Origin of the sequence: Rhodospirillum sp. A1_3_36, from assembly GCF_047263945.1 — a bacterium.
Classification (GTDB): domain Bacteria; phylum Pseudomonadota; class Alphaproteobacteria; order Rhodospirillales; family Rhodospirillaceae; genus Rhodospirillum.
This window is the reverse complement of record NZ_JBLAVB010000006.1, coordinates 300141-313397: the sequence shown is the minus strand read 5'-3', so window position 1 is coordinate 313397 and position 13257 is coordinate 300141. Positions and strand designations below refer to the sequence as shown.

Here is a 13257-nt window from a genome sequence, read left to right as displayed (position 1 = left end):
GCACCATTGTGATGGGGGGCCAGTCAGGGGGACGCCGGAAAGGGGGGCTCCCGGACGACACGGAAGCCCACAACGTAGCTCCAAACATGGCTGTCTGCACGGGCTCGCCCCGTTGAGGCGGAGAGGGAAGCTTTATAGTACCAGGCACCGCCGCGCATCGTCTTGTCGCGGCAGTCTTCTCCGTTTTGGCTTTCCGGCCTTCGGGCTGATCCATCCGGTGGGCGGGCTGATCCATCCGGTGGGCGGGCTGATCCATCCGGTGGGCGGGCTGATCCATCCGGTGGGGCGCCCGCATGGGTCTTGGACCAGCAATCCAGGGTAAATTCCCAGACATTGCCGTTCATGTCCGAAAGGCCCCAAGGGTTGGGGGGGTAGGACCCGACCGGCGCGCTGGATCGGGCGTCCCAAGGTTTGTCCGGATCGCAATGGCGACAATTGACCCGGCCGGTCACCATGGTCTCTCCAAACCACCAGGGCGTATCCGTGCCCGCCCGGGCGGCATATTCCCATTCGGCTTCTGTGGGCAGCCGATAGGTGGCTCCGGTTTTGGCGCTGAGCCAAGCTGCGTAATCCCGGGCTTGATCCCAGGTAATGTTGATCATGGGCCGGTTTCCTCGCCCCCAAGCGTGGTCATCTTGTCCACCCTCGCAGGCGCCATCGGCCACGCAGGCGGTCCACTGATCCCAGGTGGTCTCGGTCCGGGCTATGGCGAAAGGGCGGCTCAGAGTGATGGGGACTGCCGGACCGACGTTTTGTCGTCCCCGGTCGTCCCCCATGGTGAAGCTGCCTGCAGGGAGGGGCACCATCTCCGGGCAGTCGGTGCATTCCTTGAATGGAAGGGGGGCGTTGAGGAGCGGTCGCTGATCCCTGGCCAAACCGGGTTGGGCGATCCCGAGCAGGATCCCTAGGGCGAGTGCGGCGCCAATAGGGCGATCTGCGCGACGGGACCCGCAGAAGCATCCCGTGAAGCCTTGTCCCGTCGAGAGGGCTTTGTACTCAAGGCCTGGGCCACGCGTATCCATAAATCCCGTGCTCCGAAGGGTTTGCGGATGAATCCCCTCGCCCCGGCAGCCAGGGCCGCACGCGGCAAGTGTTCATCGTTATGTCCGGAAATAAGGATGACCGGCAAGTCTTGATGTGGGCTCTCCGGGGAGTGGACCACCCAGTGCGTCCAGGCCAAACCCGTTTGCCCACCGAGTAAGTGATCGACGATGGCCAGATCAAAAGGGTGTCTCCTGAGGAGCTTTGAAGCCTCCTCCGCGTTCTCCGCTTCAAGGACATGCTCCGCGCCAAGGGCCGACAGAAGCGTGCGGAGCAGCATTCTGAACTGCGGATTATCATCTACCACGAGACACCGGAGGTCTCCCCAAGCCCTCACTGACATGTTTGTTCTCCCCCCTCCCAATGTCTCCAGGTCGCCAAGTCTCCAGCGTTTTTTCGCGTCCCCTTTCGCTAAGCTTCCCCATTTTTCCGGCAATATACCAGGGAAATCGTATCAAAGATTGCGTACGGATTGAAATTCAAGACCGTTTGTTACGAGGAATTGCATGATTCAGATAATAATTTAAGGAGCTCTCAAGGTGGATTGTCAGAGCCAGCGGCAGGCGATAGGGTGCGGCCCATGGCTCCACCACCTCTTGCACTACGCGACATTACGCTCGGATTTGGCGGGCGTCCTCTGTTCCGCGGCGTTACCGCCGAGGTCGAGGCAGGCGCGCGCCTCTGCCTTGTTGGGCGCAACGGCGGCGGCAAATCCACCCTATTGAAAGTCATGGCCGGTCAGGTCGAGGCGGATGGGGGCGAGGTTTTCGTCCAGCCGGGCGTCACGGTCTCCTATTTACCCCAGGAGCCTGATCTGTCGGGATGGCCCACCCTGCGTGACGCCGTCGTGCAAGGGTTGCCGCCCACCCAACGGAGCGAAACCCATCGGGCGGATATCCTGCTCGAAGCCCTGTCCATGGACCCCGACCGGGAGCCGGTTGGTCTGTCCGGAGGAGAGGCACGCCGCGCCGCTCTGGCCCGGGCCCTGGTGGGAGAGCCGGAGATCCTGCTGCTCGACGAGCCGACCAACCACCTGGATTTGCCTGCCATCACTTGGCTGGAAAACCATCTGGCGGGTTTTCGTGGCGCTCTTGTGTTGATCTCCCATGATCGGGCATTCCTGTCCCGCCTGACCCGGGCCACCCTCTGGCTTGATCGAGGGGTTGTTCGTCGATTGGACCAAGGCTTTTCCGCCTTCGAAGCCTGGCGGGACGAGACCTTGGAGATGGAGGCGGAGCAGGAGCGCAAGTTCGACAAATTGATCGCCGAGGAAACCCGCTGGTCGCGCCAGGGGATCTCTGCCCGGCGGAAACGCAATCAGGGGCGCTTGGCGCGCCTTTATGACATGCGCAAGGAACGGTCTGACCGAGTGGCCGTTCAGGGTGCGGCGAAGATGACGGCCGAAGCGGGGCAGACCTCTGGCAAGTTGGTGATGGAGGCCGAAGGGGTCTCCATTGACCTGGGGGGGCGGCCCATCCTGAAGGGGTTTTCCGCCCGTGTGCTGCGGGGCGACCGTCTGGGGATCGTTGGCCCCAATGGTGCGGGCAAGTCCACTCTGCTGAAGATTATGACCGGGGCGCTGGTACCCGACAGCGGTAAGCTGCGTCTGGGGACCAACCTGAACATCACCTATCTGGATCAATCCCGGTCGACCCTGGACCCGGAAAAGTCGGTGAAGGATACCCTTTGCGACATGGGGGGGGACATGGTTGATGTGCGGGGGACCCCCCGCCATGTCCACGGCTATATGCGTGATTTCCTGTTTGAGGACCGTCAGGCGCAAAGCCCTGTGGGCAGCCTGTCCGGTGGCGAGCGTAACCGCTTGTTGCTCGCCAAGGCCTTGGCCCGGGACTCCAACCTGATGATCCTGGACGAGCCCACCAACGACCTGGATATGGAAACCCTGGACCTGCTTCAAGATGTTTTGGCCGACTATGAGGGGACGCTGCTGCTGGTCAGTCACGACCGGGATTTCGTCGATCGGGTGGTGACCTCCACCATTCTCATGGACGGTCTGGGCGGGGCCACTGAATACCCGGGGGGATATACCGACGCCGTTCGCCAAGCGGGCGGGGCGCCCTGGGAGATTCCGCGGGCCAAGGCGAAATCCAAGGGGGAGAAAAGTAGCGGCAGTTCAGGGGCCGGTCTGGGGTCGGGGTCAAAACCCAAAGCGAAACCGGTGGCGAAGCTGAGCTACAAGGACCAGCGGCTGCTCGATCAATTGCCTGGAACCATGGAACGGCTGCAGGGCGAGATTGCTCTCCTTGAGGGCGCCCTAAGCGATCCGGCCCTGTTCACCAAGGATCCCGAAGGCTACCAGTCAAAAGCAAAGCGCCTGGAGGAGGCCCAGCAGGCCCTTGCCGACGCGGAAGAAAAGTGGCTGGATCTGGAAATGCAGCGCGAGGAATTGAGCGCGGGATAGAGCAAATCCCGAGCAATCTGGAACAGATTGCGACGGGCGGAACGCACGCCGTAGGCGTGACGATTTGCTTCAATGTCAGAGGTTTAGAGCATGGTGCGTGAATCACATTCACGCACCATGCTCTATGGGGTTGTGTGGGTCCGTGAGCGCGGCCCCACACAACCCCATCTCAGCGGCCTTATCGTGCCGATAGGGCTTTGTCCAAGGTGTCCAGCCGGTCCTGGCCCCAGAACCGTTCGCCGTCCAGGACATAGGTGGGCGCGCCAAAGACCCCCAGGGCAATGGCTGCCTCCGTATCCTCGGCCAGAGTCTTTTCGGTCGACCTGTCCTGAGCCTTGGCGAGGACTTCGGTGGCGTTCAATCCAGCCTTGCCGATCAACATGCTGAGCACGTCCGGGTCGGCCAAGTCCAACTCCTCCACCCAGACGGCCGCCAGTAGGGTTCGGACAAGTCCGTCTACGGCCACCTCCATGTCTCGGGCGGCGATGACACAACTGGCGGCTAAGCGGTCATCTACGGGAAAATGGCGAGGGTGGAGGACAAGAGGCAGATTAAACTCCCGGCTCCACCGCTCCAGTTCCAGCAGGCGATAGGATTGGCGGGATGGATGCCGCTTGTTCAAGGGCGCTCCACCCGTCGCTGGAAAAATGTCAGAAGGCAGTAAAGGGATGTGGCGAACCGTTACCCCATGTCGGGTTGCGATCTCCATCAGGCGGTCAAAGCCGAGGTAACTCCAGGGAGATTGCAAAAAGTGGTAGTGGACGAGATCCGTCCTGCCCATGGCTATATTCCTATGTGGTCAAAGGGAAAATTCGATACGGGGCAGAGCCAATTTAAGGGCGTTTCAACCGCTTTTCTAGATCACGGAGAGACGGGAGGTGTCGGGTGAGAGATTTTTCTGGAAAAAATCTCTAGAAGATTGCTCTTTTGATTCTGAAAATTCGCATGGGCGTTTAGCCCTTACCTCCAAAACCTTGGCAAAAATATGGAATACTCTGCTTTTCAGCATGAGATGAGGTGTTTCCATGGATCTTGGGAAGAGGCAAGAGGAAGACCGTTTGAAATGGAGGGGGCGCGGGTATAAACCGCTTGTTTTCTGTTTTTGATCCAACAATGTTCCCCTAGAGTGAAACTGGCCCAGTCTTACTCTAGTGATAGTGATTTTAGAGTATCTTCGAGATCAGTTTGATCGACAAGCCGAGCCCGCCCCCGCCCGTTAGATCAAACCGCCCTAAATCGGAATCGATTTAGGGCGGATAATTTGATCTGAAATCATATGGTTAGAGCATCGCGTGGACCGGAAAACCGGCGCCCACTTTTCCGCTCGATGCTCTAGAGGAGATTGCAATGCCACGCCCCATGCCCCCCGCTGCCCTGATCCGCGACACCATTGAAATCTTTTGCCAACGTCAGGGGGATGGGAAGACCTTTTGTCCCTCTGATGTGGCTCGTCATTTGGTGACGGATCGGACAGAGTGGGAGGGGGAGGTGGACGCTTGGCGGAAGGTCCTTCCCGCCGTGCGGCGCACGGCCCTGGAGATGGCCCGTGATGGCAAGCTGACCATCTATCGCAAGGGAAAGGCGGTGGAACCCGATGGTGTGAAAGGGGTTATTCGGTTGGGAGGTCCCTCGGCGGACATCTAAGGACAGAGAGGACCCCCTTCGATCTAGATTCGACAAGTTGAGCATCGAATGGACCGGAAAACCGGTGCCCACTTTTCCGCTCGATGTTCTTGATCCTCCGGCGATTGGGAGGGCGTCTTTCTTTTGGTTCCGGGCAATGAGAACATGGCGTGAGGAATTATTCGGCCCTATATGCCTGGGGTCCTTCGGTCAAGACAGGGAATAAGCGGTTCATGAGCAGTTGGTCACTTGACGATATCCCTTGGGATGCATTCGATCCCGGTCGGGTGAATGCGGATTCCCTGAAAATAGCGAAGGCCGCTGCCCTGACGGAAAGCAATGGTCGTTTGTATGGCCAATATCTTTCACGGGTGTTTCACGATGAGCCGACCATTCGGGAAGCCATCGGTCAATGGGCGGAGGAGGAAGTGCGCCACGGAGAGGCCCTGGGCCGATGGGCTGCAATGGCCGATCCAACTTTCGACTATGCTGAGGTTCTACTGCGCTTTCGGGAGGGGTACACCATCGACGTGGATGTGGATACCAGCGTGCGAGGATCCAAAACATCGGAAATGGTTGCCCGCTGTATTGTCGAGGCCGGAACGTCTTCTTTTTATTCGGCCCTGATGGACCGGTCGGAAGAGCCCGTGTTCAAGGAAATCTGTCGGCGCGTGGCTGCGGATGAATTCCGGCATTACAAGCTGTTCCTCGACACCTTGAATGTTCTGTTGGAGCGGGAAGGAACGGGAGTCATTCGCCGCCTTCTCGTTGCCTTGGGGCGAATCCGGGAGACCGAGGACGACGAGCTACCCTTCGCCTATCATTGTGCGAACCATGCGGATCGTCCCTATGTTCGGGCCGAGGCCTATCGGGAATACTCCGCTCGGGTTTTCGCCAACTACCAACGCCACCATGCCCAAAGGGTGGCCTATATGGTCCTAAAGGCTGCGGGCTTGTCACCCCAGGGCCGGATGGGGGATTTGGCTGGCAATGTCATGTGGTTCTACATGCGCAGCAAAGCGAAATCCCTGGCAGCGTGAGGCACGGGCCCTTTTAGGGCCTCAGGCCTCATGCTGAAGGCATAGCAGGTATCGAACGGGTATCATCGCAGGCAAGTTCGGCGGTCGAGATCTGGATCCAGTTCCAGTTCCAGTCCCCCAGGGCCAGTTGACGTTTATGATTGCCAGTGAACCTTGAAATGAACATCCTGCGGGGATTGGCGTCAAAGCCCTTTCGACTCCTTCTCTTCTTTGTCATCCCCGCGAACGCGCTCAGGTATGCGCGTTTCTTTTATTTAGGGCTGATCATTTTTATTTCGTCATGACCGTGAAAACGGGCATCCAGGGTTGATTTCTCTGGTATTGGCGCTTAGAGCATCGAGCGGAAAAGTGGGAACCGGTTTTCCGGTCCGCTCGATGCTCAACCTGTTGACTCTAGACCAAACCGCCTTAAATCGATTCCGATTTAAGGCGGTTTGGTCTAGCACGTCAGGATGCGTCAATCGCCGCCGCTGGTTCTCCCCACCCTGGATTCCCGGGTACGCGGGAATGACGAGTAAAAACAAAACGTTACGTCCGCGTCACAGTGAACTCGAGAAACGTGCATCCCTTGGCGCGCATGCGGGAATGACAAAAAAAGACGGTTTCGACAGTCTGACAAACGTCAACGGGCCCTAGAGTGAAACGGGATCCAATTCCAACGAGATCCATGGGTCTTTAAAGGTAATAATATTAAGTCTCATTTTAATTTGTCATTGCGAATGATTATCAAATCCAACACCATACTCGGATTATGGTCTTGCCGGGGATGGAAAGATGCACGTGGATGGTTTTGCTGATCGGTGCGGTAAAGCAGGGGAGCGGGGTGAGGAACGCCTTAGCACCTTCCTGGAGCGTGCTGATACGATGGAGGTGGAAACCTTGCTGGAGCATTTGCGGTGGCCGACGGGCCGTCGTCCCTGTGTTCATTGCGAATTTCGTCGGTCTTATCGAATGGCCAACGCCGAGGTGGCTCGTTTGCGTTTCAAATGCGCCCGTTGCCGCAAGCAGTTCACCGCCCGCCAGGGCACTTTGCTGGAGCGGTCGAATCTGTCCACCGCCCGATGGCTGCAGGCCATGGTTCTGTATTTAACTGCCCCCCGAGGGGGACTCGCCGCGCGGATCCAGCGGGAGACGGCCATGAGTTACAAATCCGCTTGGTCGGTGGTTGATCGGTTGCGAGATGCTCCGGATGACCCGATTCTGCTCCAGGTTCGGGCCATTTTGGAAGGCAATCCGTCTGAGGAGATCAAGGGCCTCCTTGAACGCAGTGCACGAAGCTAGAGTGCTTCGAGATCAAGTTGGGCCAAGACGCAAGGTACACATCATCCGGGGGTTTTCCCGTCACGGGGCTTTGCCCCGTCCCCCACTGGGGCCGAAAGGCCCCAGACCCCAGGCAGTTACTGGCCGAAAGGCCCCAGACCCCAGGCAGTTACTGGCCGAAAGGCCCCAGACCCCGGGCTCTTATCTATAAAAGAAAAAGGGGGATTTGGGGGCATTTGCCCCCAAATGGGTTTGGGCTATCGCCCAAAAAAGACGAGACGCTGTCGTATACCCTGGCCAAGACGTGGTTCATCTTGATTTCGGACTACTCTAGGTCCGCATGCTCCCGGTGTCGATGAAGCGCTGGTGCCAGGACAGGGCCTCCCGGGGAAGGCCGGGGGCATGCCCACCGTAGCTTTCTTTCTCGGCACGGGCCAGATAGTCCCGCAGGGCCGGGCGGAAATCGGGATGGGCGCAGGTCTCGATGATCAGCTTTGACCTTTGGCGGGGGGCCAGACCGCGCAGGTCGGCCAAGCCCTGTTCCGTGACGATCACCTGAACGTCCTGGGTGATGTGGTCCACATGGGCGACCTGGGGAACGATGGCGGAGATGGCCCCACCCTTGGCCGTTGAGGGCGTGAGGAAAATCGAGACATAGGCGTTGCGGGCGAAATCGCCGGAGCCGCCAATGCCGTTCTGAATGCGCGACCCCATCACATGGGTGGAGTTTACATTGCCATAGATATCGGCTTCGATCAGGCCATTCATGGCGATACAACCCAGGCGTCGGATCAGCTCCGGATGGTTGCTGATCTCCTGGGGACGCAGAATCATCCGATCTCGATACTGCGCCATATTGCTATTCAGCCGGGCTGCCGCCTCGGGGCTGAGGGAGAAGGCCGTGGCCGAAGCCATGCGCAGCTTGCCCGCGTCCAGCAGGTCGATCATGCCATCCTGGATCACTTCGGTATAGGAGGTCAGGTCCTCGAACCGGCTGTCCAACAGCCCGGACAGAACCGCATTGGCCACATTGCCCACGCCGGATTGAAGGGGCAGAAGCGAAGCGGGCATTCGACCGAAGCGGACTTCATGTTCCAGGAAGTCGAGCAGATGGGCGGCGATGGCCTTGGCATTGGCGTCTGGCTTGGCGAAGGGCAAATTGCGGTCTGGGGCTTCGGTCTCGACAATGGCGACGATCTTGTCGGGATCGCAGCGGAAGGTGGACTGGCCAATGCGGTCATCGGGGTGAATCAGGGGAATGGGCTTGCGGTTAGGCGGCAGGGCCGTGCCGTAGTAGATGTCGTGCATGCCTTCCAGGGCCTGGTTCTGCCAGGAGTTGACCTCCAGAATCACCCGCTTGGCCCGGTCCAACCAGGTCTTGTTGTTGCCGACGGAAGAGGAGGGGATCAGTGAGCCATCGGGCCGGATGCCCGCAACCTCGACCACGGCCACGTCCAGCTCTCCCAGGAACCCTTGCCAAGCCATGGGGGCCACCTGGCTGAGGTGCATGTCGAAGTAGTTCATCTGCCCGCTGTTGATCTTCTCCCGGGCGATGGGGTCGGAATTGTAGGGCAGGCGGAATTCGATGCCATCGGCCTTGGACAGGGCCCCATCGAGTTCCGGTCCCGTGGAGGCGCCGGTCCACACCTGGACGCGGAAAGGCGATCCCTTGGCGTGCTCGGCTTCCATATGGGCCGCCAGGGCCAGCGGCACGGCCTTGGGATAGCCAGAACCGGTGAAGCCCGAAAGGCCCAGGGTGTCCCCGGGGCTGATATGGGCGATGGCCTCCTCCGCAGTGACTACCTTGGCGGACAGGGCGGCATTCTGGATACGGCTGGATTGGATGAGGGTCATGGGTTCCTCCTGGACATTTTTTGATTGGCCCAGGTGGGCGGGGGTGGCCTCAACCCTGGGGTGGGTCCGCCCCTCTCGCCGGACAGACCCTCTTGTCTCATAGTCCAGAATTCGACATGATTTAAATGCGCATCTTGATATGTAAGTTATGCAAAAAACACATACCTGCTTATGGCAGGTGGTCTTCGTTGGTTTTGTACGTCTGGGCTTCGGCGGTTTGTGGGGCGCGGAAGCGCGCCAGTTCGTCCGCCGCAGAGGGCAATCGGTAGAGGGTCATACGGCTGAAGGCACGCCACATGATTCGTTCCTGTGCAGGATCGGAGGGGAGTATCAGGCCCAATGCTTCGGCCAGATCTCCGCGATGGAGGTCGAAGACCGCCCGGCACTGATCCCCCCAGGTGTGGGCTGCGTTCCTGGCCACGGCCCATCCCAGGGGATGGGAGAGGATGGCAAGGCTCAACAGATTCGAGTGGATGGGATGGGGAGGATTCATCAGCCGGGACAGCAGTGTGGCGAGCACCACAACGGTGGAGGCGAAGACCAGATTGGCTCCGAAATTGAGGAGGCCTCGGCTTTCCTCCAGGCGTGAGAGGGTTTCCTTGGGTAAGACCTCCACAATACGAGGCCAAGCTGGCACGGAATCCAATCCGTAGAGGATTCGCGGATAGACCTCATAGGCGCGCATGATATTGCCAAGGCTGGTGGGCAGCAGGAACCGGGGAGCATCCGGGTAATGGGTGACGGCCCGCTGTAACCCGCCGTTCAAGTCCGGGAGCTTCGGCTTGGCTGTGGGGTCCGTTTGTCGGGCTGCCTCCAGCCGGGCTGCTTCGGCGAAATAGGGGGCGGCCTCCCGCGCATAGGCACGTTTTGCGGCCCAAGTCAGAGGGCGAAAGGGATAGCCCTGGAGAAGGCGGATCAGGGGGCGGTTGATGGCCGAGAGCGCGATGGCCACCAACCAAAGAATAACAAGGGCGGCCGCCGTTCCCGAAACACCATTGGCCAGCTTGATGGTGTCAATAATGGTGCCAGGAGCGAAAGCCGACCAAAGCCCGAAGGTCAAAAGAGTCCCGGGAAGCACTTGTCCGATCAGAAAGGCCCGGCCAATCAGTTTGGGAAGCTCGGAAAACATGGCGATGCCCTCGGTTTAGAAGTCCGTTGTGCCGTGACCGGCCATGCGGGTGAAGGTCCGGTCCTGGTTGTCCCCTTCATCTGATAAGGGTGGGGCTTCCGTTTTCTTTGAGCCCAAGGGCCGGGAACGACGTTTCCATAGAGGTTTGAAGGGAAAGTGACGCGTGTCCTCTCGCGGTTTCTCTATCGTAACCGGAGGGTGCGTCGTGCGGCCGTTCTCTGTCTGTTGATTGTCGTGCTCGATGGGTTTCGCTCCATGAAGACGAGAGTATCGAGCGGAAAAATGAGAACCGGCTTTCCGTTTAATACTCTACGGATAAAATTTATGTCAAATCCAAAGCAATCTGGGGCAGAGTGCCGCTACGATTAGCTTCACTGTCGGACGCTGATTGCATGGCACGTGATTCGCATTTCATGCGACATGCATTGGCGAACCACCAGCCTAACACACTTCGGGGAGGTTTTCTTAGTGAAAAGCGCGCAAGGATATAGCTACGCTGATTTGACGTATGGTCCTAGAGCGGCGATCACATCGGTATAAAGTGCCCGCTTGAAGGGCACGATCAACGGGATCAACTGGTCCAGGGGGACCCACTTCCAGGCGTCGAATTCGGGATGGTCGGTTTCGATGTCGATCAGCCTGTCCGGACCAGCCAGACGCATGGCGTACCACTTCTGCTCCTGTCCCCGGTACTTGCCCTTCCAGACCTTTTTCTGGATATCGGGGGGTAGATCGTAGCGCAGCCAGTCCTCGGTTTCGCCCAGTATGGTCGCTGCGTTTGTGCCGATTTCCTCTTCCAACTCCCGAAAAGCGGCGTCTTCGGGGTCCTCGCCCCGGTCTATGCCTCCCTGGGGCATCTGCCAAGCGTCGGGGGTATCGATCCGCTGGCCGACAAAGACTTGGCCTGCTTGGTTGAGGAGCATGATGCCCACACCTCGGCGGTAGGGAAGCTCGCTGGTCATTGGGTTGGTCCTCTTTCTCCGGTCAACATCACGGCTGATACGGGCGCCAGGGCGAAGCCCTTGCTTTGCAAGGTGCTCAGCCAACGGGTCAGGCGGTAGAGGGCGACTGGCGAGGTGCCGATGACGCCGATCGCGAAGCCTTGGGCCCGGGCTTCTTCCTCCAGGTAAGTCAAACGGCTGTCGATGGCCCGTTGGAAGGGGTTCTGGTCGATTTCTACGGTCACCCGGTTCACCGGAGGCACAACGTCGTTATTGGCGTTCACTGCGGCCACATCTCCCCGGTGGACGTAAAGCAGCCCTCTGGCTTTCAAGGATTGGAGCAGGGGGCGCATGGTCGCGGCGGTGTCTGTGAAGCGACCGGCGGCTGTGGCCAGAAGACCCACGTATCCCCCGGCGCGGCCCAAAACGGAGTCCAAGCGTTTGCGGTTTTCCAATTCGGCGATGGGGGACAAAAGGGCCAGGGGACCCGGGTCCATGGCGGGGAAACCCAGGGGTTCCACGGGTAAGTCCAGCAGGGTCTCATGACCCATCTGACGTGCCCGCCCCATCCAGACGGCCAAGTTTTCCGCATAGGGGCTGAAAGCCAGGGTGACATCGGGCGGTGTTTGGCCGATGGCCGCTTCGGTCGCATCGTTGCGCAAACCCAGGCCGTCAACAATGATGGCGATCCGCGGGAGGGTGGGGTCTCCAGTGAAGGGGCGGGCGTAGGTGCGCCATGGCATGCGACCGTCTTCGGCAATCACGGGCAGGAGGCCGCTTTCCGAGGTGCGCAACAACTCAGTCAGAGGGGCATCCGGAAGGGGCGTGCCGCCTAAGCTGCCCGCCGCAGGCAAATCAGCATAGCTGGGCATGCGGCCGGGGCGGTAGCCGTCCTCCACGGGGAAGGGCGGGGTGGGAGGTGGGGGCGCCGATGGCGTGGGAAGAAGCTGGCCCGCTGGTCGCTGGAAAGCGGATGTCCCGTTTCCAGTTCCACCGACTGGATTGCCTTTGCTTGGTTGTTGGCTGGGCGATGTCATCGCCGGTTGGTTCGGCGATGTTGCCACGGGAGCGGCTTCAGAATTCCCTCTGATGTCCCCAGGAGCAGGAGCCTGGGTCGGTGCTGCGGGCTCAGGGCTGGAATCCGACATCGATGTGGGGGTGACCGCTTGTGGGGCGGTCTCGGCTGAAACAGCTGCAGGTGGGGCTGTCGCGTCCGGCTGTGCGGGGACCGGTTCGGCGGCGGCCATAGCCTGGGGAGCGGGAGCTGTCGTTTGTGCCGCAGGGGGGGCAGGGTTCTGGGATGGGGGTGCTGTGCCGTCGTTCAGCCAGGGGCGTCGCTCAAGGGAGCGATCTGTGGTTACCTGCTCCGGTCCACCACTCTCTCCCGAGGTGGGGGGCTGGGTCGGTGGGGTCATCAGACCGTCGGCGGGAGTTGACGGCAAGGGATGGTGAGTGTTCACGGAGCCAACGGCGTCCTTGCTTTCCTCTCCCGACCCAGACACAGCCATGTAGCCGCCGATCAGGGCGCCGCCGAGTAGCAGAACGGCGAGGCCGTGGAGAATCATCCGTCCCCGCCCTTCGTCATCGTCGTCACGATCCCGGTAATGGGGATCATCGTCATCAAAGCGGTCGCTCTTCCCTTTGAACAGTCCCTTTAACTTTCCCAGAGGACCGCCACCCTTCTTCTGGGCATTGGAGTCCAATCTGTCCAAGGCATCCATATCAAAGTCATCATGACCCATAGGGTTGCCCAGGTCGTCCCCGATGTCACCATCAGCCAAGTCATCAATGAAGTCGTCCCCCTCTCCGGTATTTGAACCGAAAAGGGGGGCGCCATCGTCCTCGTCGAAGTCGTCGATATCGAGGTCCTGGATGTCCTCGCGCGGCTTTTTCTTGGCGCCGCGCTTGGATTTGGAGGGGGCTTTGCTCACGGTTGCTCTGTCTTGC

General features: G+C 59.7%; 11 protein-coding genes. 4 read left to right on the top strand and 7 right to left on the bottom strand.

Features of this window, described 5'->3' with window-relative positions; translation table 11 throughout:
* Positions 1-23: 23 nt before the first annotated feature.
* Together ACLIRY_RS15225 and ACLIRY_RS15220 are read right to left on the bottom strand one after the other, a co-directional pair.
* The gene (locus ACLIRY_RS15225) at positions 24-1022 is read right to left on the bottom strand and encodes a formylglycine-generating enzyme family protein (RefSeq protein WP_413206267.1); all 999 of its coding nucleotides are present in this window, start codon (positions 1020-1022) and stop codon (positions 24-26) included.
* Positions 905-1321, bottom strand: a complete 417-nt coding sequence (locus ACLIRY_RS15220) for a response regulator (RefSeq protein WP_413206266.1) — start codon at positions 1319-1321, stop codon at positions 905-907. The genes ACLIRY_RS15225 and ACLIRY_RS15220 overlap by 118 nt, the downstream gene beginning before the upstream one ends.
* A 300-nt stretch (positions 1322-1621) precedes the next feature.
* Between ACLIRY_RS15220 and ACLIRY_RS15215 the strand changes: the two genes are divergently transcribed.
* A complete protein-coding gene (locus ACLIRY_RS15215; RefSeq protein WP_413206265.1) occupies positions 1622-3463 on the top strand; it encodes an ATP-binding cassette domain-containing protein in 1842 nt (613 codons plus the stop codon).
* Positions 3464-3641: 178 nt separating this feature from the next.
* Here ACLIRY_RS15215 and ACLIRY_RS15210 read toward each other — a convergent pair whose 3' ends face one another.
* Entirely contained in the window at positions 3642-4244 is a 603-nt protein-coding gene (locus ACLIRY_RS15210; RefSeq protein ID WP_413206264.1) for a 2-hydroxychromene-2-carboxylate isomerase, read from the bottom strand.
* Between the two features lie 566 nt (positions 4245-4810).
* Here ACLIRY_RS15210 and ACLIRY_RS15205 point away from each other — a divergent pair.
* From ACLIRY_RS15205 to ACLIRY_RS15195, 3 genes are all read left to right on the top strand, one after another.
* Entirely contained in the window at positions 4811-5107 is a 297-nt protein-coding gene (locus tag ACLIRY_RS15205) for a DUF3253 domain-containing protein (RefSeq protein ID WP_413206263.1), read from the top strand.
* A 212-nt stretch (positions 5108-5319) separates the two neighbouring features.
* The gene (locus ACLIRY_RS15200; protein ID WP_413206262.1) at positions 5320-6126 is read left to right on the top strand and encodes an acyl-ACP desaturase; all 807 of its coding nucleotides are present in this window, start codon (positions 5320-5322) and stop codon (positions 6124-6126) included.
* Between the two features lie 780 nt (positions 6127-6906).
* Complete coding sequence (locus ACLIRY_RS15195; RefSeq protein WP_413206261.1) at positions 6907-7407, top strand: transposase; 501 nt, start codon at positions 6907-6909, stop codon at positions 7405-7407.
* Positions 7408-7716: 309 nt separating this feature from the next.
* Here the strand turns inward: ACLIRY_RS15195 and ACLIRY_RS15190 are convergent, their stop codons facing one another.
* The 4 genes from ACLIRY_RS15190 to ACLIRY_RS15175 all read right to left on the bottom strand — a co-directional run bounded on the left by ACLIRY_RS15190 (position 7717) and on the right by ACLIRY_RS15175 (position 13241).
* Positions 7717-9240: an acetyl-CoA hydrolase/transferase family protein gene (locus ACLIRY_RS15190; RefSeq protein WP_413206260.1), complete on the bottom strand. Its 1524-nt coding sequence runs from the start codon at positions 9238-9240 to the stop codon at positions 7717-7719.
* Between the two features lie 169 nt (positions 9241-9409).
* Positions 9410-10369, bottom strand: a complete 960-nt coding sequence (locus tag ACLIRY_RS15185; protein ID WP_413206259.1) for a hypothetical protein — start codon at positions 10367-10369, stop codon at positions 9410-9412.
* A gap of 491 nt (positions 10370-10860) precedes the next feature.
* Entirely contained in the window at positions 10861-11331 is a 471-nt protein-coding gene (locus tag ACLIRY_RS15180; RefSeq protein ID WP_413206258.1) for an RNA pyrophosphohydrolase, read from the bottom strand.
* Positions 11328-13241 (bottom strand): divergent polysaccharide deacetylase family protein, encoded by a 1914-nt coding sequence (locus tag ACLIRY_RS15175; protein WP_413206257.1) that lies wholly within the window; start codon positions 13239-13241, stop codon positions 11328-11330. The genes ACLIRY_RS15180 and ACLIRY_RS15175 overlap by 4 nt, the downstream gene beginning before the upstream one ends.
* Between the last annotated feature and the right edge of the window lie 16 nt (positions 13242-13257).

Bases quoted from the DNA above. Each gene is read 5' to 3' on its own strand.
- ACLIRY_RS15225 (WP_413206267.1), bottom strand. From the start codon at position 1,022: ATGGATACGCGTGGCCCAGGCCTTGAGTACAAAGCCCTCTCGACGGGA.
- ACLIRY_RS15220 (WP_413206266.1), bottom strand. From the start codon at position 1,321: ATGCTGCTCCGCACGCTTCTGTCGGCCCTTGGCGCGGAGCATGTCCTT.
- ACLIRY_RS15215 (WP_413206265.1), top strand. From the start codon at position 1,622: ATGGCTCCACCACCTCTTGCACTACGCGACATTACGCTCGGATTTGGC.
- ACLIRY_RS15210 (WP_413206264.1), bottom strand. From the start codon at position 4,244: ATGGGCAGGACGGATCTCGTCCACTACCACTTTTTGCAATCTCCCTGG.
- ACLIRY_RS15205 (WP_413206263.1), top strand. From the start codon at position 4,811: ATGCCACGCCCCATGCCCCCCGCTGCCCTGATCCGCGACACCATTGAA.
- ACLIRY_RS15200 (WP_413206262.1), top strand. From the start codon at position 5,320: ATGAGCAGTTGGTCACTTGACGATATCCCTTGGGATGCATTCGATCCC.
- ACLIRY_RS15190 (WP_413206260.1), bottom strand. From the start codon at position 9,240: ATGACCCTCATCCAATCCAGCCGTATCCAGAATGCCGCCCTGTCCGCC.
- ACLIRY_RS15185 (WP_413206259.1), bottom strand. From the start codon at position 10,369: ATGTTTTCCGAGCTTCCCAAACTGATTGGCCGGGCCTTTCTGATCGGA.
- ACLIRY_RS15180 (WP_413206258.1), bottom strand. From the start codon at position 11,331: ATGACCAGCGAGCTTCCCTACCGCCGAGGTGTGGGCATCATGCTCCTC.